The sequence below is a fragment of the Pseudomonas sp. NIBRBAC000502773 genome (assembly GCF_006517195.1).
GTDB lineage: Bacteria > Pseudomonadota > Gammaproteobacteria > Pseudomonadales > Pseudomonadaceae > Aquipseudomonas > Aquipseudomonas marginalis.
This window is the reverse complement of sequence record NZ_CP041189.1, coordinates 12465-32777: the sequence shown is the minus strand read 5'-3', so window position 1 is coordinate 32777 and position 20313 is coordinate 12465. Positions and strand designations below refer to the sequence as shown.

Annotated in this window: 17 protein-coding genes; 8 read left to right on the top strand and 9 right to left on the bottom strand. The window is 60.6% G+C overall.

The window, feature by feature from the left end:
• The first annotated feature begins 167 nt into the window (after positions 1-167).
• Positions 168-1247 carry a sigma-54-dependent Fis family transcriptional regulator gene (locus tag NIBR502773_RS00175; protein ID WP_141155009.1) on the top strand — a complete coding sequence of 360 codons (1080 nt, stop codon included), beginning with the start codon at positions 168-170 and terminating at the stop codon, positions 1245-1247.
• A gap of 7 nt (positions 1248-1254) precedes the next feature.
• Here the strand turns inward: NIBR502773_RS00175 and NIBR502773_RS00170 are convergent, their stop codons facing one another.
• The 7 genes from NIBR502773_RS00170 to NIBR502773_RS00140 are packed head-to-tail and all read right to left on the bottom strand — an operon-like array spanning position 1255 to position 10067.
• Entirely contained in the window at positions 1255-2391 is a 1137-nt protein-coding gene (locus NIBR502773_RS00170) for an LLM class flavin-dependent oxidoreductase (RefSeq protein WP_141155008.1), read from the bottom strand.
• Entirely contained in the window at positions 2384-3361 is a 978-nt protein-coding gene (locus NIBR502773_RS00165; protein WP_065941410.1) for an LLM class flavin-dependent oxidoreductase, read from the bottom strand. Before NIBR502773_RS00165 ends, NIBR502773_RS00170 begins: the two co-directional genes overlap by 8 nt.
• 16 nt (positions 3362-3377) lie before the next feature.
• Complete coding sequence (locus NIBR502773_RS00160) at positions 3378-4355, bottom strand: LLM class flavin-dependent oxidoreductase (protein ID WP_141155007.1); 978 nt, start codon at positions 4353-4355, stop codon at positions 3378-3380.
• Positions 4352-5332, bottom strand: a complete 981-nt coding sequence (locus NIBR502773_RS00155; RefSeq protein ID WP_141155006.1) for an LLM class flavin-dependent oxidoreductase — start codon at positions 5330-5332, stop codon at positions 4352-4354. The genes NIBR502773_RS00160 and NIBR502773_RS00155 overlap by 4 nt, the downstream gene beginning before the upstream one ends.
• Entirely contained in the window at positions 5329-6243 is a 915-nt protein-coding gene (locus tag NIBR502773_RS00150) for a 5'/3'-nucleotidase SurE (protein ID WP_141155005.1), read from the bottom strand. Before NIBR502773_RS00150 ends, NIBR502773_RS00155 begins: the two co-directional genes overlap by 4 nt.
• Positions 6240-7574, bottom strand: coding sequence for an LLM class flavin-dependent oxidoreductase (locus tag NIBR502773_RS00145; RefSeq protein WP_141155004.1), 1335 nt, complete (start codon positions 7572-7574; stop codon positions 6240-6242). Before NIBR502773_RS00145 ends, NIBR502773_RS00150 begins: the two co-directional genes overlap by 4 nt.
• 57 nt (positions 7575-7631) lie before the next feature.
• A complete protein-coding gene (locus NIBR502773_RS00140) occupies positions 7632-10067 on the bottom strand; it encodes a TonB-dependent siderophore receptor (protein ID WP_115488684.1) in 2436 nt (811 codons plus the stop codon).
• 310 nt (positions 10068-10377) lie between these two features.
• Between NIBR502773_RS00140 and NIBR502773_RS00135 the strand changes: the two genes are divergently transcribed.
• Positions 10378-11370: a P1 family peptidase gene (locus NIBR502773_RS00135; protein ID WP_115488683.1), complete on the top strand. Its 993-nt coding sequence runs from the start codon at positions 10378-10380 to the stop codon at positions 11368-11370.
• A gap of 33 nt (positions 11371-11403) precedes the next feature.
• Here NIBR502773_RS00135 and NIBR502773_RS00130 read toward each other — a convergent pair whose 3' ends face one another.
• A complete protein-coding gene (locus NIBR502773_RS00130; protein WP_141155003.1) occupies positions 11404-12744 on the bottom strand; it encodes a tetratricopeptide repeat protein in 1341 nt (446 codons plus the stop codon).
• Positions 12745-13061: 317 nt separating this feature from the next.
• On the opposite strand from NIBR502773_RS00130, the gene NIBR502773_RS00125 reads away from it, so the two are divergent.
• The 6 genes from NIBR502773_RS00125 (at position 13062) to NIBR502773_RS00100 (ending at position 19747) form a co-directional block, all read left to right on the top strand.
• Positions 13062-14645 carry an ABC transporter substrate-binding protein gene (locus NIBR502773_RS00125; RefSeq protein ID WP_141155002.1) on the top strand — a complete coding sequence of 528 codons (1584 nt, stop codon included), beginning with the start codon at positions 13062-13064 and terminating at the stop codon, positions 14643-14645.
• Positions 14642-15619, top strand: a complete 978-nt coding sequence (locus NIBR502773_RS00120; protein ID WP_115488680.1) for an ABC transporter permease — start codon at positions 14642-14644, stop codon at positions 15617-15619. The genes NIBR502773_RS00125 and NIBR502773_RS00120 overlap by 4 nt, the downstream gene beginning before the upstream one ends.
• Positions 15619-16446: an ABC transporter permease gene (locus NIBR502773_RS00115; protein ID WP_141155001.1), complete on the top strand. Its 828-nt coding sequence runs from the start codon at positions 15619-15621 to the stop codon at positions 16444-16446. The genes NIBR502773_RS00120 and NIBR502773_RS00115 overlap by 1 nt, the downstream gene beginning before the upstream one ends.
• Complete coding sequence (locus tag NIBR502773_RS00110) at positions 16443-18089, top strand: ABC transporter ATP-binding protein (protein ID WP_141155000.1); 1647 nt, start codon at positions 16443-16445, stop codon at positions 18087-18089. The genes NIBR502773_RS00115 and NIBR502773_RS00110 overlap by 4 nt, the downstream gene beginning before the upstream one ends.
• Complete coding sequence (locus NIBR502773_RS00105; protein ID WP_141154999.1) at positions 18082-18957, top strand: alpha/beta fold hydrolase; 876 nt, start codon at positions 18082-18084, stop codon at positions 18955-18957. Before NIBR502773_RS00110 ends, NIBR502773_RS00105 begins: the two co-directional genes overlap by 8 nt.
• A 490-nt stretch (positions 18958-19447) precedes the next feature.
• Entirely contained in the window at positions 19448-19747 is a 300-nt protein-coding gene (locus tag NIBR502773_RS00100) for an Arm DNA-binding domain-containing protein (protein WP_020295093.1), read from the top strand.
• A gap of 207 nt (positions 19748-19954) precedes the next feature.
• On the opposite strand, the gene NIBR502773_RS00095 is transcribed toward NIBR502773_RS00100, so the two are convergent.
• Positions 19955-20311, bottom strand: coding sequence for a type II toxin-antitoxin system RelE/ParE family toxin (locus NIBR502773_RS00095; protein WP_141154998.1), 357 nt, complete (start codon positions 20309-20311; stop codon positions 19955-19957).
• Positions 20312-20313 lie beyond the last annotated feature (2 nt).

The following is a 20313-nucleotide window of genomic DNA, read 5'->3' as shown; positions in this document are numbered from 1 at the left end:
GCAATGGTTGTTTTTGATCGTTCATGCGAGTAGGCGATTGGTTGTACCTGACGCCTCAGTCGCTATGGTGCAAGGTTATATCCTCATGTTTTTTTAATATTTATTGTTATATGGCGCGAGCAGTAAAGTACTGTTAATTCCTTCATGGCCGCCATTGGAAATTGTCTATGAACATCCCGCGCGGACACCCCAGCCCGATTTTGACATTGCCTCAGGGCGATAAAGATCCTCTTTCAATCCGAGCGAAAGCGCTGGTATTTGCCGACCCCCGGTCTCGGCAGTTGCTGGAGTATCTGCAGCGGGTGGCGCCCAGTGACGCGCCAGTGTTGATCAATGGAGAGACGGGCACCGGTAAGGAGTTGGTGGCGCGCTACATCCATTCGAGCAGTGGCCGCACTGGCGCTTTTATTGCGGTCAATTGCGGTGCGATCAGTGAGACCCTGGCTGAAAGCGAGTTTTTTGGCCATGAGGCCGGTTCGTTTTCCGGAGCTGTCGGTCGGCGAGCCGGCTGGTTCGAGGAGGCAGATGGAGGGACACTGTTTCTCGATGAGATTGGTGATCTGCCGCTGCCTTTGCAAGTTAAATTGCTGCGTGTCCTACAGGAACAGGAAGTGGTTCGGGTCGGCTCGCGCAAACCGATCAAGATCAACATCCGATTGGTGACGGCTACCAACGTCAATTTGGAACAGGCCATTGAAGCTGGCAATTTTCGGCTCGATCTGTTCTATCGAATAAACGTCGCCCAAGTGGAAGTTCTGCCGTTAAGGGCACGTCCCTTGGACATTCTGCCGTTGGTGGAACACTTCAGGAAACTCTACAGCGCCCGCCTTAAAATCAATGAGCCTATGCTTTCGGAGTCGGCTACTCAGGCGCTGCTCGATTATCCCTGGCCGGGGAATATCCGAGAGCTCGAGAACGTTGTTCACTTGGCTTTACTGGTGGCCGGCGACAGACCGGTCCGCCCCGAGCACTTGAAGTTCTCGGCAGGCCTTAGTGCATTGCAAGGCGCAAGTTCCAACGGGGTGCAAAAGCTTCCTCAGGAAGTGCTTCGCGAACAGTTTTTGCGATTGTTCGACGTTCCAGGTGATTCGCTCTTGCACGATATTGAGGAGCTGATGGTTCGCGAGGCTTTTGCCTACTGCGATTTCAACCAGTTACGCACCGCGCAACTGCTGGGTATTACCCGCAACGCCATGCGCACCTTACTGGTCAATCACGGCATGCTCAAAGGCCGAGCAAAACCCTGATCTGCGTTCAACCTTGTTTGACCTGGCTGGGTGGGTTACCTATACGGCGCAGCTGAGGCAGCAACTGCGCGCCCAGGTGAATCGCTTCCTCCAAATGGGGAAAACCCGACAGAATAAAACTGTCCACCCCCAACTGGTGGTACTCCTCGATTCGCTCTGCCACCTGCGCATAACTGCCGACCAACGCTGTTCCTGCGCCGCCGCGTACCAAGCCTACTCCGGCCCAAAGATTGGCTGACACCTCAAGTTCCCGAGCGCCGCGCCCACGGCCCTGCATCAACTGCGTCTGCCTGCTTTGCCCCACCGACTCATACGCCGCCATCTGCCGTTGTGCATGGTCAATGGTATCCGTCGGGATTTCTTCCAACAGCCGTTCCACGTGGGCCCACGCCGCGTCGTCAGTGACAGCGGCGAACACGTGCAGACGCAGACCGAAGCGCAGCGTACGGCCTTGGGCGGCAGCCAGGTCACGCATGCGTTGGATGCGTTCGGCGATCATCACCGGCGGTTCGCACCACATCAGATAAGTTTGCCCATGGGCCGCACCGACACGCTCGGCGGCTTCGGAGGCGCCGCCAAAGTAAATCGGCGGCACTCGTGCGCCCGGCGCAATCGGCGTTTGAATGCCGCTGCGGTAGTAACGTCCCTGATGCGCAGGCGGTTGGGCTGCCCATACGGCCTGGAACACCTGCAAAAACTCTGCAGTGCGTGCGTAACGCTCATCGTGTTCGAGAAAATCCCCGAGGGAGCGCTGTTCAAAACGGCTGGAGCCGGTCACCACATGCAACGCCAGGCGGTTCTCGCTGAGCAGTTGCAACGTCGCCGCGCGGTGGGCGGTATAGGCTGGCAGCTCGGTGCCCGGTCGCAGCGTCAGGAGGAATTTCAGGCGGCGCACCTCCTGGGCCAGCACCGCAGTGATTAACCACGGGTCTTCAAACCCGGCAGCGGTGGGCACCATGATGCCGTCGAAACCGGCCTGCTCGGTGGCGCGTACAATCTGGCGCAGGTAGTCCAGCGTCGGTGCACGCTCGCCTTGCTGGAACAACCCGACCTTTGGCAAGCCGCTGCTGGTGAGGTGACGGCCATCGCCATTGGTGGGTAAAAACCAGTCCAGTTGGATCGGTGGGCGTACATCATCAGTCATGGTGCAGGCGCTCCTTGCGCAAACCCTGTTGGAAAAGCAACGGTAAAACCTGTTCGCCAAAGCGCAGTACTTCGCTGACTGACGGCCCGCCCTCCAGGATCAGGTGATTCAAGCCAATTCCGTGCAGTTCTTGCAGGCGTGTGGCGACTTGTTGCGGGGTGCCCACCAGGATCAGCGGTTGGCCGGCTTCCCGTTGCAGCAGGTTGGGATGCACTTCCCACTGGCGTAGCGGGTGGCGTGCTCGGGGCAGGGTGGCCAGGGGTTCCTCGGGCAATTGAGGAACCGATAATAAAGTGGCGGCGGTCTCCCAGGCGAGGTCTTCGCTGTCGCCGAGGATCAAGCCAAACGTGCAGGCAAAGTCGAGCGTAGGTTGGACCTGCCGCCAGCGCTGTATCTCCTGGGCCAGTCGTAATGGGTGGCCAGGCGCTAACAGGCAGGTCCGCGCATGTGCCGCCACCAACGCATGGCTCTGGGTGTCGTCCAGTAGCAACGATGGGGCGGGTATTTCGCGGCGGGTGAAGCCGGCGTTCTCCAGTTGGAAATAACGGCCCTGATAGTCGAACCCTTCGGTGTTGGACGCCAGCAGGTGTTGCAGCAGTTCCAGATATTCGCCAATGCGTTCGCTGCGTTGGTCGCGGTTGAGCCACTCCCCAAAGGCACTGTGTTCGCTATTGGGTAAATGTAGCCGTACACGGTGGCCGCTGATCGACTGCAGGCTTTGCAGGGTAGTGGCCAGCGCGGCTGGCAGCATCACTTCCGGCGGCACACTCACCGACAACTGCACGTTGCGTGTATGCGCGCACAAGGCTGCCGCCACGCCCAGGCTGTCGGCACATAACGCGCCGCCGGGAATCCAAAGGCCATCGAGCCCGGCGTATTCCACAGCCTGGGCCAATTGAACCCATTGTCCCGGCCGCGCCGCCCAGTCAGGGGTACACAGGGGCATCAACCAACTGAATTCTAGGGGCATGCATAAGCTCCATTATTCATGGTTTTTTCCAACCCAAGGCCGGGGCGATATCCTGGGCCAGGATTTCCAAACGTTTGAGTATTTGTGCCTGGGTCGAGCTTTCGGCCTGAACCACAGCAATCATGTAGTCAGCATAAGGCAGCAGCGACGGGTCCTGTTGCAAGCTTTCGATCACTTCATCGGGATGGCCGTGGTGCACGTTCATCAAGCGCAGGTGTTCCTGCAAATCCAAGGCTTCGTCGATCAGGCCCTCACGTCGCAGGCGCGGGATATGCCGCTCGATATCCACCGACAGTTCGGCCTGGGCGCTGGCGCGGTCGATGGCGGGGAAAATCGCACGCACCACGCCGATACGCGGTGCGCGGTCAGTGCGGGACCAGGCTTGCAGGTAGGCGTCCGCCAAAGGCTTTTGCACGCTGAGCGGATCATGGGTGGCGGTGCCCAGCAGCAGTCCATTGCCTTGTCGGGCGGTATAGACCGCGCCGTCAGTGCTGCCGTGGGAATGCCAAAGGCGTTCGCCCAGACCGATGGCAGGCGGTTGCAACGTCAATTCGCCGGTCAGCGGTTTACCTTCCAGAAGGCGCTGTAAACGTTGCTGACGCTCGGCAAAATCCGCCTGGCGCCGGCTTGGGGCGCGATCAAAAGCGCTGAAGTTATCGAGGTTGGCGCCACCACTGCCCAGGCCCAATTGCACCCGCCCGCTGCTCAGGGCGTCCAGCACACTGGCGTCTTCGGCCAGGCGGATCGGGTCTTCGAATGGCAACACAATCACCCCGGTGCCCAGTTCGATATGCCGCGTGCGTTCGGCAACGGCCGCCAGCAGCACCAAGGGTGAAGGAAGACGACCAAAGCCATTGCTCAAGTGGTGCTGGGCAATCCAGCCACCGTCGAAGCCGAGGGCTTCAGCCACTTCGAATTGTTCGATCAGGTCGCGGTAGACCTGCTGCGGGTCATCACCAAAAGCGTGGCTGAGGAAACCCAATTTGAACGTCATGACGGGACTCCTGTGGGTTGCCAGCCCAGTGCGGGTGCGATGTGTTCGCGGATGATCTCCAGGGCACGGATCGCCTCGCGCAGCGGCGTGCTGGTGGTCTGTACCTGCAGGATCAGTTGGTCGTGGGCTGTCAATGGCGGGCCTTGCTGCAATTGCTCGATGATCTGCTCCACCGGGCCGTGCAACACGCCGAGGCGCTTGAGGGTGGTGTCGAAGTCAACGTCCAGCGTGCCCTTGAGTACGCCGATGCTTTGCTGGCGTTGCACATAGGCCTGGATATCGCGGCGTGTGGCGTCGTCCGGTGCGGGGAGCAACGCCTGCACCCGTGCGACCCGGGCGGGCGTGCCGTTGTCGCCGGTCCAGGCGTTGCGGTAGCGGTTCACCCGTTCAACACCGGCTTCGGCAGGCAAATGCGGATCGGGTGCCATGATCAGGCCGTGGCCACGTTCGGCTACCAGTTCCACCCGCGAGGTGGCTTCCCACACACGCTGGCTCAAGCCGCTGGTGCGTGGCAGGAGGCGGGAACCGCTGTCGGTCAGCGGCGCGTTGCCAAACGCATTGAGCAACTGTTGAAGGTGCTGCTCGTAGTCACGATGCCGTGTTTCATGCTCGCGGCCGAAGGCGACGAAGGTCTCAGGATCAAAACCCGCACCCAGCCCCAGTTCCAGTCGGCCGTTGCACAGCAAGTCCAGCACGGCGGCGTCTTCCGCCAGGCGCAGCGGCGCCTCCTGGGGTAATACGATAATCCCGGTGCCGAGGCTGATATGCCGTGTGTGCTGGGCGACGGCCGCCAACACTACCAACGGCGACGGCAAGCGCCCCTTTTCACTGGCGAAGTGGTGCTGCGCCAACCAGCCACTGTCAAAGCCCAGCGCTTCGGCAACCTTGAACAGTTCCAGGGTGTCGCGGTAGACCTTGGGATCAGCGCTCGGGCTATAGACCCGGCTCAGAAACCCGAGGGAAAAACCTGCACTCATGGTTTCACCTCATGGGCCAACTGCTTTTGCAGTGCTGGCCCTGCGCTGACGGATTCCGGCAGGCCACTGAACGGGCTGATGGTCAGGTAGCCCTTGTTCAGCCACACCGCTTCATCGTTCTGTTGCGCAGCGGTAGCGGCGGGGCTGTATTGGAAGCCGATGCCGGGTTTGCCGGGCAGGTTGAACTGCTTGAGATCATCGGTGTACAGCGCCTCAAACCCCACATAGCTGCCAACGCGGGTCAGTTTGACGCCTTTTATCTGCGCATCCTTGGGCAGGTTGATATTCAAGCCCAGGCCCGGCGGCAGCAGCGCGCCATCGGGTTGGCGATGCTGGTCGAGGGCATGCACCAGTGTGGCTACCAGTCGGGCGGCGCGCTGCGGGTCTTTCTCCTTCAGATCAGTACTCACCGCCAATGCCGGAATGCCCCGCTGCAACGCCACGCTCGCGGTATTGAAGGTGCCGGAGGCCATATTGATCGCGCCGAGGTTATTGCCGGGGTTGGGGCCGACGATCACCAGGTCGGGATGTGGCAGGACTTTGTTCAGGCCCATCAGCAGTGCCATCACCGGCGTGCCGCTGATTTCGATCTGGACTGCTTTGCCGGCGCACTCGGTGCTCTGGCATATGCCGTTGTCGGTGGTGCTGATGTAGTAGCTGTCGGGGTAAGCGGGGTCGGTATCTTGCCCAACACTCACTTCGCGACCGAAGAAGAACGAACCGCCTCGCGCGCTCTGATCACTCTGAGGCGCGGCGATTTTCACGTTATGGCCCTGGGCTTTCAGCTCGGTGTAGAGTGCGCGAATGTTCGGATGCTGATAGCCGTCGTCATTGCTCAGCAAGATGTTCAAGGCGAAGGCTTTGGGGGCGATTAAGCTGGCGAAGGCGAGCATCCAGGCGCTGCGTTTCATGCCCTCTCTCCCGTAAAGCGGTTGTCCGGGCGCGGCAGGCCGAGGTTTTCGCGCAGGGTGGTGCCCTCGTATTCCTGGCGAAACAGCCCACGCGCCTGCAGCAACGGAATCACCTGATCGACGAACACGTCGATGGCGCCAGGGAAGTACGGGAAGAACACATTGAAGCCATCGCATGCCCGCGCCTGGAACCATGCCTCAAAGTGATCGGCAACGTCCTCGGCGGTACCCACGACAGGGTTGCCGCCGGCCAGGCGCAGGTACAGCTGGCGGATGCTCAGGTTCTCCGTGCGCGCCAATTCCAGCACCTTGTCCCGACGACTGCCGCGCTGGCCCACGGGGGTTTCCGGCAATGGGCCGTCAAGGTCATGGCCGGAGAGGTCGATGTCATCGCCCAAGGTGTCGGCCAGCAGGCGCAGGCCCAGCACCGGGTCGATCAGCGCCTGGAACTCTTCGAACAGCACCTTGGCGTGTTCACGGGTATCGGCAATAAACGGTGTGACGCCGGGTAGGATTTTGACGTGATCCGGGTCGCGGCCGAGGGCAGCGGCACGTGCCTTGATGTCCTGGTAGAACGCCTGGGCGCCTTCCAGGTTATGCGAGTGGGCGAAGATCAGTTCGGCAACCCGGGCGGCGAGTTGTTTGCCCGGCTCCGATGCCCCGGCCTGCACCAGTACCGGGTGGCCCTGGGGCGGGCGAGCCACGTTGAGCGGGCCGCGTACGGCAAAGTGCTTGCCGCGATGGTTGAGGGTGTGCAATTTGGCCGGGTCGAAATACTCGCCACTGGCTTTGTCGCGAGTAAAGGCGTCGTCGTCCCAGCTGTCCCACAGATCCTTGACCACGTCATGGAACTCTTCGGCACGCTGGTAGCGGTCACCATGGTCGACGTGGTTTTCGCGGCCGAAATTCCACGCTTCATCCGAGACCACCGAGGTCACCAGGTTCCAGGCGGCACGTCCCTTGGACAGGTGATCCAGGGACGCGAATTTGCGCGCGATATGGTACGGCTCGTTGTAGGTGGTGGTCGCGGTTGCGATCAGCCCGATGTTGTTTGTGACGGCAGCCAGGGCCGACATCAACGTCAGCGGTTCGAAGTGTTCGGCGCGGGCCGTACGGCTCAGTGCATCGTGATGGTGGCCCCACAAGGCGACCACATCGGCAATAAACACTGCAACGAACTTGCCGCGCTCGGCGGTTTGCGCAATGTGTTTGAAATGGTCGAAATCCAGGCTGGCATCGGCTTGGGCCAACGGGTGGCGCCAGGCGGCGACGTGGTGGCCGCTGTTGGCGAGGAAGGCCCCCAGTTTGAGTTTGTCGGTGCGGCGGGTCATGAACAGGCTCCCATCAGGGGCAGGTGCGGAGCGGGTGAACCGGCTCCGCAGGCTGGCTTAAAAGTTGTACGTCACGCCGGTGTACCAGTAGCCGCCGGTGGTGCCGTAGGGCGAGAAGTTGCCATAGGGAAAGCCGCCCGAGCTGCTGGCCAGGTCAGTGCGTTCCGGGTACTTGTTGAACAGGTTGTTGGCGCCTGCATTCAGAGTGATCGCCGGAGTCAGGTGGTAGTCGATGTTCAGGTCGGTGATCCACGCTGGCGAGAACGTGCGGTCGAAGGATTCGGCGGTGCCGTACTGGGTGTACTCGCCGTAGCGGGTCAGGTTGAGACCGATCTCGAACTTGTCGACGGTCCAGGTGGTGCCCAGCAGCAGTTTGGATTGCGGCAAACCGTACTTGAGGTTGCCCTGGCGCTGACGGTCATAACCACCGGTTGGGCCGAGGGCTTGTTGGGCCACGCTGGAGGCGTGGATGTCGTCGATCTGCGTGGTGTTCCAGTTGAACCCCAAGGTGTAACGCAGGTTGCCGTAGGCACCGATGCTCTGGCGGTAGTCTCCGACGAGGTCGACGCCACGGGTGGTGGTATCGAGGGCGTTAGTGAAATAGGTCACCGCCTGGTTCGGGTTGAGACCCGCTGCTGCGAGGATTGCGCTGATTTGCGGTGTGCCGCCCAGGTAGCCGGTTTGCGCGATGCGGTCCTTGATTTTAATCTGGTAGGCATCAAGGGTGATGCTGGTGGCGTCCGTCGGTTGCAGAGTCAGGCCCAGGCTGAAGTTGGTGGACTTCTCAGGTTTGAGAGTCTCGGCACCGAGCGCCTTGGCCACGTCGGAGTTGACTGCAACGTTACGGTAGTCGAACAGCTGGCCGTTGACGCTGGTTTGCGAGGTGGAGCTGTAAATCTGCTGGGCCAGCGAAGGCGCACGGAAACCGGTGCTGAAGGTGCCGCGTACTGCCAGGATCGGTGTGAGTTGGTAGCGGGTGGAGAACTTGCCGTTAGTCGTGGTGCCCGAGCCATCGTTGTAGTGCTCGTAGCGACCGGCCAGGTCGACGTGCCATTTATCGGTGAAGTCCTGGCCGATCTCACCATACCCGGCGAGGCTGGTGCGGCCTTTTTGCGCAGCATCCTGCGGGGTGGTACCGGCACCGGAGATGGTGCCCGGTGCGATCAGGCCACCGCTGGCTCCGGTGGTGAAAGGGCCGCTGGCGTAGGAGGCGAGGTCACCCTTGCCGATCTTGTAGTTCTCGTAGCGTTGCTCCAGGCCCCAGGAAATTTGCGTGGGTTTGTGCAGGCCGAGGTCAAATGCGCGGGTCAGATCGAGGTTGTTGGTCCATTGGCTGAAGGTCTTGACGCCGGTGTCCACCGAGGTCGGCGAGTCCGGGCCGTAGCTCAGGTTGTAGGTGTGACGCAGGGTCGCTTCGGCATGGTCCTGGCCATAGGTGCTGGACAGGTCATAGTCCCAGCCGGCGAGTTCGCCCTTGCCGCCAAACGCTACCTGGAAGTCATTTTCGATAAAACGCAGGGTGTCTTCGATGCCTTCGGGGAAGGGGGTGCGGATGCCATCGAAACTGGCGGGCTGGTGGAAAGCCAGCGGTTTTTCCGAGTTGCGGCGGGTGTAGGTGGAGAATGAGTAGAGCGTGAGGGCATCGTCCACCGGCAGCTCGGCGTTGTACCCGAAACTGAAGTTGCGTGCCTCGGGCAGGCCGGTGCCGTAGTAGGTGTGTTGCAGGCTGGTGTTGCCGGCCGAGTCGGTATAGGGCGCGTTGTCGGAGCGGTCGGAGATCTTCTGTTTCTTCACGTCCAGGGCGAGGTTGATAAAGCCGTCGTTGGGCAGCGCCAGGCCGACATTGCCGGTTTGGCGCGCGGTTTCGCCGTCGCCGTTTTCATAGTTCTGGCCGTAGCTGGTGGACAGGCTGCCGCCGTGGTCGGTCTGCTTGAGCACGATGTTGACCACGCCACCAATCGCATCCGAACCATACTGGGCCGAGGCGCCGTCACGGAGCACTTCGACATGATCCACCAGAGCGGTGGGGATCATGTCCAAGTCCACCGGTTGCGAGCCGGAGTTGAGGTAGGTGCCGTTATTGAGCAGCGCGCTGTTGTGGCGACGCTTGCCGTTGACCAGTACCAGCACCTGGTCGCCATTGAGGCCACGCAGGCTGATCGGGCGCACCACCGACGTTGAGCCGAAGCCTGACGATGCTGGCTGATTGAGGGATGGCAGTACCTTGCTCAGGGCGCGGGTGAGATCGCCTTGCCCGGTGGCCAGCAGTTGTTTGGAGGAGATCACGTCCACGGGTGACGGGCTCTCGGCCAGGGTGCGCGCCTGGCCACGGTTGCCGATCACCACAACGGTGTCCAAGGGGTTATCGCTGGCCGGCGCGTCGGCGGCGAGCGTCAGGCTGCTGTAGCTGGCGGCTTCGTACAGGGCAATAAACAACAACGTGTGGGCGAAGGCCTTACTGGGTCGGCGACCTGTGGCGCGTGATGCATTCATGATGGGAAATACTCCAGTAGTTTAAGGTGTTGGGCCTTGATAGAGGACGGCTTGTTGAGTTCAAGCTCTGGTGGGAAGGCTGGAGAGCAAGGGCTATGCCATCTGTTAAAAGTGTTTAAAAACATAGGCTTACTTGTTATTAAGCGGGGGTGTTGGTGTTTTTTTAACAGGCCGAAGGGCAGGGTGTTGGTTTTTGTGCAGGGGCTTTTATCGGCAACCGGGTAGTGAGCCGTAAGGCTTGGGTGGTTGTGCTTGGCACACGACTTGCTCTCCCCACGCGACACCCTGAACCCAAGGAAGCTATTTCTGTATGCCTAGACCCGGCCCGCGCAATGCCCTCACCGATATCCCAGGCCTCACGGTCGGCCACGCCACGGACCTGCGCGTCGACACCGGCGTCACAGTGATTCGCCCCAATGGTTTCTGGACCGCCAGCATCGACATTCGCGGCGGTGGCCCTGGCGGGCGCGAAACGGCTGCGCTTGAGCCGGAAAACATGGTCGGCCAGCTCCATGCTCTGGTATTTGCCGGCGGCTCGGTCTTCGGCCTGGGGGCGGCGGATGCGGTGGCGGCGAAACTGTCCCACGACCAAGTGGGCCTGCACCTCAAACCCGGCGCCCCAGCGATTCCTATCGTGCCCGCAGCGGTGTTGCATGACCTGGCCAACGGCGGCGACAAAGACTGGGGGTTGGAACCGCCATACCGACGCTTGGGCTTCGAGGCGCTGGCCAATGCGGGTGAAGACTTTGAGTTGGGCTCGGTGGGTGCCGGTCGTGGTGCCATGGCCGGGGTGCTGAAAGGTGGGCTGGGTACCGCGTCCCTGAATCTGGGGAACGGCTTGATCGTCGCTGCATTGGTGGTCGCCAACCCAATAGGCTCGGTGTACATGCCCGATGGTCAGACGTTCTGGGCGTGGCCTTGGGAAGTGGCGGGAGAGTTCGGTGGCCAGCGTCCTGAAGCCGAGATGGACTGCAGCGACCCGATGCCGGAGCTGTCACGCCTGGATTCGATGGGCCGTCTGCAAGCCGGGGCCAATACGACTCTGGTGGTGGTCGCCAGTACCGCTCGGCTCACTGTGGCTGAGTGCAAGCGCGTGGCGATCATGGCTCAGGACGGGATTGCCCGTGCGGTGCGTCCGGCGCATTTGCCGTTTGATGGGGACACTGTATTTGCCTTGGCGTCGGCGGCGGTTGAGTTGAGCGATGGCCCACGGCGGCAGGTAGAGATTGGTTGTATTGGCTCGGCGGCTGCGGATTGCGTGGCGCGGGCGATCGCCAGAGGGGTGTTCAGTGCCAGGGGCTAGCCGCGATCAACTGTAGGAACCGGCTCCTGCTGTTCAGGTGAAACGTGATAGGCGCGTCTGTGCCTTTGCCGCCAACGCCGGCAACCTCAACGCCTTATACACCTGCACCAGACTCCGATTCGTCGGCACATCCCACCCGTCATACCGGCGCCGCAATTCCAGTGTCTGCTGCGCACCCAACCAATCCCCGGCCTTCACGCGTGCATCCAGCTCCACCAGGGCAAACAGATCGCGCTGTGCGTGGCTGCCACCAATCTCATTCAGCCGGGGAAGGGCGATCGTCAGTTGCGCCAGCGACTGTTGCCAGTCCCCGCGTGCATGGGCCAATAAGCCCTTCGCCAACGGCAGGGTCACTTCGCCCCACACTGGCCGTGCGTCGAAGCTGTACTGCCGCAGCGCCGCCAGCAACCTATCCGCCTCCGGCTTGCCCGCCCGGGCCAGGCCATACAGGTACTGCACGCTCAGGAACGGCTGTACCGTATCGCAGACCCGACGTTGCAGATAGGGTGCCAGCGCCTGCCAGCGCTCTCCCACGTTGATGCCGGCCAGTTCCAATCGGGCGAGCAAGGACACGGCGCCGACCTGGTCCTGAGAGTATTCCGGGAGGATGCCCCACACGTGTTGGTCGTAAATCTCCAGCACGCGCTGATCCTCGCCCCGCGCCAGGTAGAACAACGCCAGGTGCCACCAGTTGTGGGTGTACATGAACGAGTTCAAACCGTCCCAGTGATGGGTCACGCTTTCCAGGAACGCCGTGCCTTCCTCGATACGTCCCTGGGTCAGCATCACATGGGCCAGGGCGTGCTGGGCCCAAGGCTCCGAGGGTTGCAGGCGCAAGGCTTGCAGCGCGCTGGCTTCGGCTTCTTCGAGCAGGTGGCATTGCTCGTAGGCGAAGGCCAGCAGGCCGTGGCTGTGGGCAATATCGGGTGCGCCAGCGGTGGCCTTTAGGCCGATGCGCAACAGGGCGGGCCAGTTGCCGCGGTTGAATTCCAGGTACTGGTTGAGCTTGGCGGCAAACAGGTCGCGGGGGTATCGGTCGAGCAGGTTTTCGCTCAAATGCAGGACTTGATCGAGGTCGTCCTTGATCCAGGCTTGCAGCACGCCAAGGTACAGCAGGGCGCGCGGGTGAGCGGCGTGCGCCGCACGTTGGCGGTATTTTTCCGCGAGTGCCGGGCCCTCAGGCGACTCGATGAACATCAGCAGCAAGCCGGCAAACGCATTGGCCAGCGCGGAGTCGGGATCGGCATCGGCGGTGGCAAGGATGCGTTCGGCACGGGGCTGGTAGCCGAGGAAGCCGCCTATAAAGTCGTCCAGCCCTTGGAGGGTGGTGGGGGCGGTGGTGTCGATGGGGTTGCCCAGGTAATCCAGTGACATAGTGGCGAGGCTCGTTTATTCAGATGATGGTTACAGGGGCAAACCTTGTGCCATCGACCAGCGATGAACCCCTGTGGGAGGGGGCTTGCCCCCGATAGCGACGTGTCAGTTGGCTCATTCATTGATGACCGACCGATATCGGGGGCAAGCCCCCTCCCACATTTGAAATGCTTTGCTGCTGCTTTTTGCACACTCAGGCGCAGCTCTGTGGTTTTTTCATCAGCGCGATCACCACCAACCCCAGCAATACCCGCCCAACCGGCCATGGCACAACGCTTGCAAAACCCTCGTTATATTGTTCAATTCGAGGAGACTCCATGCGCTCATTCTCTTTCCGCCGTGCCCTCACGTCCGTGGCAATGTGCACCACGTTGTTGGCCGGCCAGGCTCAAGCGCAACCCCAGGAGGGCGGGGTGCTCAACCTGGTGGCCCAGCCGGAGCCGCCCTCGCTGATGCACGGCGTAGTCAGCCATGTGTCGACCCAATACGTGAGCGGCAAGGTGCTCCAGGGCCTGCTCACCTTCGACACACACCTTGCGCCCAAACCGGTATTGGCCAAAGCCTGGACTATCTCCCCTGACGGCCTCACCTATACCTTGGACTTGCAGGACGGCGTGCACTGGCACGACGGTCCAGCGTTCACCGCCGATGACGTGGTGTTCAGCTTCCAGACCTTCTACCCCGAGGTGGACAAGCGCCTTGGCGGTATCATCACCGAGTACGTCGAGAGCATCACCGCCAAAGGTACGCTGCAGGTGGTCTTTCACCTGAAGAAACCGTTCGCGCCGTTGCTTTCGGCCTTGGGCAGCGGCTTGCGCCCGGTGGTGCCGAAGCACCTTTACGAGAACACCGACTTTCGTAACAACCCCTACAACCTAAAACCGGTGGGCACCGGGCCGTTTGTGTTCGTCGAGTGGAAACGCGGCGCCTATATCAAGCTGGCCAAGAACCCCAACTACTGGAAAAAGGGCCTGCCGCACCTCGACAGCATCATCTTCCACGTCATTCCTGATGCCTCTTCGCGTGCCGCCGCGTTCGAGCGTGACGACGTGCAAGTGTTGCGCAGCGGCGATGCGGATTACTCCGACCTCAAGCGCCTGACCGCCTTGCCCGATGTGCAGTCGTCGGAAAAGGGCTGGGAGTTGTACTCGGGTCTGGCCTTCCTGCAAATCAACACGCGCAAGCCACCGTTGAACAACCCCAAGGTGCGCCAGGCGATCCTGTATGCGCTGAACCGACAGTTCATTGTCGATAACATCTTCTTCGGCTCGGGCAAGGTCGCCCAGGGGCCGTTTGTGTCCAGCTCGCCTTTTCACGATCCACAGTTGCCGCAGTACGCCTATGACGTGAAAAAGGCCAAAGCGCTGATTGCGGAATCCGGCGTGGATGTCGGCGCAGTGCGCATTCGCCTGCTCAATGGCGAGAAGGGTGGTGCGTGGGAGCGTCTGGCCGAATACACCAAGCAGTCCTTGCAACCCCTGGGTTTCAAGGTGCAGGTGGTCACGTCCGACGCGGCGACCTGGTTCCAGCGCGTGAGCGACTGGGACTTCGACCTGACCTACAATTTTATCTTCCAGATCGGCGATCCCTACCTGACCAGCGCCTATCTGTTCCGCTCCGACTACATACTCAAAACTTCGCCGTTCGCCAACGTCAGCGGCTACAACAGCGCAGAGGCCGATGCCTTGTGGGCGAAAGTCGCCGATACCCCGGAAGGCCCGGAGCGCAAACAGCTCTACAGCCAGCTGGAGAACGTGCTGAACACCGACCTGCCCATCGCACCGATCTTCGAAATGCGTTACCCGACGCTGTTTCACAAACAGGTGAAAAACCTGCTGCAGACCGCTACCAGCCTTAATGAGGACTACGAGAGCGTGTACCTCGAGGCCCTGGCGCCATGAACGGCGTGTTGTATTTCAGCGGGCGGCTCGTCAAGGCGTTGCTGATGGTGGTCGCGGTGCTGGTGCTGAGTTTCCTGCTGATTCGACTGGCGCCGGGCGATCCTGCATTGCTGTTGGCCGGAGAGGCAGGAGTGGACGATGTGCAGTTTATCGAGCAACTGCGCCAGACCATGGGCCTGGATAAACCGCTGCTCCAGCAGTTGCTGATATACCTGGGCAATATCGCCCACTTGGACCTGGGTTATTCCTACCGAAATCAGACCTCGGTGTGGTCGCTGATCGCCGAGCGGTTGCCGGCGACGCTGGCATTGATGGGCTCGGCCTTTGTAGTTTCTTCCGTGCTCGGCGTGACCTTAGGTGTGCTGGCGGCGCGGGCACGGCAGAAGCGGCATTGGCTGGACGGTGTGATCGCCCATGGTGCTTTGTTGCTGTACGCGATGCCGCCGTTCTGGCTGGCGATGCTGATGATTTTGCTGTTCTCCGTAAGTCTGGATTGGTTGCCGGCGTTCGGTATGGAGACCGTGGGCCGGGACTTCTCGCTGCTGGATCGCCTGCGGCATCTGTTGTTGCCGTGCCTATCCCTGAACGTGCTGTTTCTGGCTCTGTATATCCACCTCACCCGAGCCGCCGTGCTCGATGCTCTTGGTCAGGAATACGTGCGCACTGCCCACGCCAAAGGCCTGTATCCACGGCGGATTCTGTATGTACATGTGTTGCGCAATGCACTGCTGCCGGTGGTGACTTTCGCTGGTTTGCAACTCGGCCAACTGGCCAGCGGTGCGTTACTGGTGGAGGTGGTGTACTCCTGGCCTGGCATTGGCCGCTTGATGTATGACTCATTGGCCCAGCGTGACTACGGTGTGTTGATGGGCGGCTTTCTGGTGATCTCGATTTTGGTGGTGGGCTTCAATGTGTTGACCGATGTGATTTGCCGTTTGCTCGACCCACGTATTGGCGCTGGAGGACAGGGCTGATGGCGGTGCTCACACGCTTTATTCACCAGCCGTCGGCGCTGGCCGGCGCGTTGTTTTTGCTGGTGTTAGCAGCACTAGCGACTGCCGCGCCGTGGCTCACCAGTAGCTCGCCCTGGGAAATGAACACCCAGCCGATGCTACCGCCGTTCCACGATTCGGCGCACTGGCTGGGCAGCGATATGCTTGGCCGCGACCTCGGCAGCGGCTTGCTCTACGGCGCCCGTGTGTCCCTGGCCGTGGGGGTGTTGACCAGTCTGGCGACCTTGCTGGTGGGGCTGCTCGTCGGCGCTGTCGCCGGTTATTTCGGTGGATGGCTCGACGGCGCGCTGATGCGGATCGCCGAGTTCTTTCAGATCATTCCGCAGTTAGTGTTGGCGGTGATCCTGGTGGCGGTGCTGGAACCGTCCCTGGGGTCCATCGTGCTGGCGATTTCGCTGGTGGCGTGGCCGGGCGTCGCGCGGCTGGTGCGCAGCGAATTCCTTACCCTGCGACAACGTGAGTTTGTGCAGGCGGCGCGGGTGCTGGGGCAATCGCCGTTGGGCATCATTTGCCAACAAATCCTGCCAAATGCCTTGGCGCCGTTGTTGGTGACCATGACCTTTGTGATGGCCACTGCCGTTCTCACCGAAGCCGCGTTAGCGTTTCTCGGCCTGAGCGACCCTGAGGCCATGAGCTGGGGTTACATGATCAACGCGTCCCGTGGGCTGCTGCGGGATGCCTGGTGGATGAGCTTCCTGCCGGGGTTGGCGATTGTGCTGTGCGTGCTGGCCGTGAACCGGGTGGGCGAAGGCTTGCGCGTGGCCTTTGAACCGGGGAGGTCGCTATGACGTTGCTCAGTGTGGAAAACCTGCGTATCGCCTTGCCGGCCGGTGCCGACCGCAGTCACGCGCTGTATGACCTGTCGCTGCAATTGCGCAGCGGCGAATGCCTATGTGTAGTGGGCGAGTCCGGCTCGGGCAAGTCGATGTTGGCCAAGGCATTGTTGCGGCAGTTACCGACGCCGCTGAGCGTGGAAAGCGGGCGCCTGGTGTTTCGTGGTGAAAACTTGGCGAAGCTCAGTGAAACCGCGATGCGTCAGCTGCGCGGGCGAGATATTAGCATGGTGTTCCAGGAGCCCATGAGCGCGCTGAACCCGCTGTTGCGCGTGGGTGAGCAGATCGATGAAACCCTGCACGCCCACGGGGTGAAATCGGCCCAGGAGCGTCGCCGACGGGTGGTGGAATTGTTGGGTTACGTCGGCCTGCCCGAGCCTGAACGCCTGCGCCTGGTCTATCCCTTTGAACTCTCCGGTGGTCAGCGTCAGCGCGTGGTCATCGCCATGGCATTGGCGTTCGATCCCTCGTTACTGATCGCCGACGAACCCACCTCGGCCCTGGATGTGACCACCCAGGCGCAGATCATCGATCTGTTACGCAAGATTCAACAGGACAAAGGCATGGCGCTGTTGTTCATCACCCATGATTTCGCCGTGGTCGAGGCAATTGCCGACCGCGTGCTGGTGCTGGAAAAAGGTCGACTGGTGGAGCAGGGCAGCGCCCATCAAGTATTGCGCAAGCCTCAGGCGCTTTATACCCGGCAACTGTTGGCAGCGGTCTCGGCGCAACCGCGGGCCCCGCGCACCACGGTGGACGGGAGTGTGGTACTCAAGGCCGAGCAACTCAATAAAGTGTTTCGCAGCAACAGCGGTTGGTGGCGTAAGCGTGCCACCCAGGCCCTGGCGCAGGTTCAGTTGACCCTGCGCGAGGGTGAAACCCTGGGCATTGTTGGGGAGTCAGGCTCGGGGAAATCCACTCTGGGGCGTTGCCTTGTTCGGCTGCTACGTGCTGAAAGTGGTCAAATTCAATGGTTGGGCCAGGATATAACGGCGCTGTCAGAAGGGCGTTTGCGAGCATTGCGTAGCGATGTGCAGATGATTTTCCAGGACCCGTTTGCCTCGCTCAATCCGCGCCAGACCGTCGGCCGTATCGTCATGACCGGCCCGCTGGTGCAGGGACACTCAAAGGCCGAGGCCGAGCGGCGCGCGCGGTCAATACTGGAGTTGGTTGGGCTGCCCGCAGCCGCGTTCGAACGCTATCCTCATCAGTTTTCCGGTGGTCAGCGCCAGCGTATCGGTATCGCCCGTGCCTTGGCTGTGGATCCGAAAATACTCATCGCGGACGAATGCGTTTCCGCTCTGGATGCGCTGATCCAGGTACAGATTCTCGAGTTGCTTGAAGACCTGCAACGTCGGCTCAAGCTGAGCATTGTGTTCATCACCCACGACTTGCGAGTGGCCGCCAGATTGTGTGATCGCATTGCCGTGATGCAGGGCGGGCATGTGGTGGAGCAGGGGGAAACGGCAACGCTACTGGCCCATCCGCAACATGCTTATACCCAGACCTTATTGCGTGGTTTTTCCAGAACAGCCCACCCTTCGACGGTCACTCCTCAACACCTTGAATCCCAAGAGGCTTGTCCCACTCATGGCTGATTTACACGCATTTTCTGATTTACCTCTGGTGCGGGGCGAGCGGGTGGAAATCCGACCCGGACGGCACCTGAGCATCGTTTATCAACCTGGCACGCATCAGGCAGACACAGTCCTGTTCTTCGGGCATGGCGGTGGTGGTCACAAGGATCAATGGCGCGAGTTATGGCAGGCGTTGGCCGAGCAGGGATACAGCCTGGTGGCGTGGGACCTGTTGGGGCACGGCGATAGCGAAAAGCCGCGCCGGCCGCAGGCCTATGCCTGGTCGGAACTGGTGGCAGATCAGCTGGAAATACTGGGCCGCTACGCTGCACGGCGGAATATCCTGGTCGCCCATTCCTTTGGTACCGGACTGGGGTTGAGTGCCTTATTGGAGCTTCCACGCAGGTTGCCGCAGGTGACCATAGATGGCGCCCTGCTGCTAGGCACACAACTGCATCGCCCGTTGAGCCATGGTGGTCTGATGTCGCTGCCTGCCTGGGTGTTGGAGCTGCTGCGGCCGTTGCTGGCCAAGGGCTTTCGTCAGCGTGCGTGGCACCCCGCAGCCGATCCCCGGCTGGTGGCCTACGAGGAACACCTGACCCGTCGCAATCGTCTGTATGTGTTCAAGTCTTTACTGCAAAATGCCCAATGGCCCGACGCCGATGCCCTGGCCCGACTGACTTTGCCGACTTATGTGTTAGCGGGAGACAGCGACGGACTGACTCCCTCCAGTGGGGGGGAAGCGCTCGCCCGACAGCTGCCAACGGGTAGCTTTGAGGTGTTGGAGCGGTGTGGTCATCAATTGATGTTGGAGCGGCCTGCGCAGGTGCTGGCGGCGTTCCAGAGGCTGATGAAAAAACTTGATCAGCGTCCAGGTTCGTCCGATTGAGTTGGTTTCAGCTGGTGAACACGTGAATGCCAGCCTTATTGATTGGTACTCTATCCAGCGCAGCGCTTTAAATATAACTCTGATGAGTAGTTGTTTTTTGGCTAAGGGTAGAATCCCGTAGCCTTGCTTAGGATTACCCTTTTTTCGCTCTTGAAACGCCCTAAAAACAAGTCCAGAATTGAGTCTTTTCCTGCTTCGGTAAGAAAATAAACCCCTTAGATTTCAATGGGTCGGACGCCAAATGCGAGTCTCGTTTCCCGCTCCAATTATTGTTCTACAGGTTTCTATTGAAGTCTGCAGAAACTGAAAAAAGAGGCTTCGGCCTCTTTTTTAGTTCCAGTAAGCTCCACTCGAAAACACTACCATCCACGTTTTCTTAGTACATTTTTTAGTACATTAATCCGGCGCTTGGTAGATCACTTTTTCGTGGGACTCGCCTCTCTGGAAACCGTACAAATCTCCTCCATCCAAACGAGACGGAGATTGTACGATGGCTCTCACCGATACCTCGGTCCGACACGCCAAACCCCGTGCCAAGGACTACACCCTTCCTGATTACAACGGCCTCGCTCTTTTCGTGAGTACGAAAGGCGCCAAGTGCTGGCACTTCCGCTTTTCCTGGGCGGATAATCAACCCCGTATTTCTCTCGGTACCTATCCTGAAATTAGCTTACGAGATGCTCGCGCTCTGCGTGATGTTGCGAGGGCACTGGTCGCTAGGGGCATCGATCCGCGTGTCCATCGGCAGCTGGAGCGTAATGCCAGGCGCCTGGCTACGGAAAACGCCTAGAAAGCGGTTGTTCAGCATTGAAAGTGGTACGCAAAGTTGAACATCGTGTTTCTGGTCGTGGGTCTCGATAGTCCGGTCGGACCCAGAACCTCCCGCTTCAATTGGCCGCCGAGTCGGCTGACAGCGAGGGCGCTCAGGTTGAGATGTAGAGGGGGCGTCTTACCTTCGCTGTTCATGGCCGGTTAAGCCTTTAGGCCAGGTCGGTGATCAGTCGTTGGGCAGGTGCAGTTGCACTTCCATGGCGTCATGAAGAAGTCGGACGACCTCGATCACGTCGTCGTTTGCCACACGATAGAACACGATATGGTGTGGGCTGTTGACCGTCCCATGGGGGTGTTTGGCCTGCTGGCGTGAATAGATGAGGTGATAGCTGCGAAGGCCCGGTGCAAGCTCATCGCGGTCGTGGCTGCCAATGCGATAAGGCGTGTCGGCAATCGCTTGCAGCGCAGCGAGGATCAGTGCCTGGTAGCGCTGGCGTGCTCGATCGCCGAACTGCGTCTGGGAGAGCCTGAGGATGTCGACAATGTCGGCGCGCGCCGCGTTGGAAATCCGATACTGCGGCATGC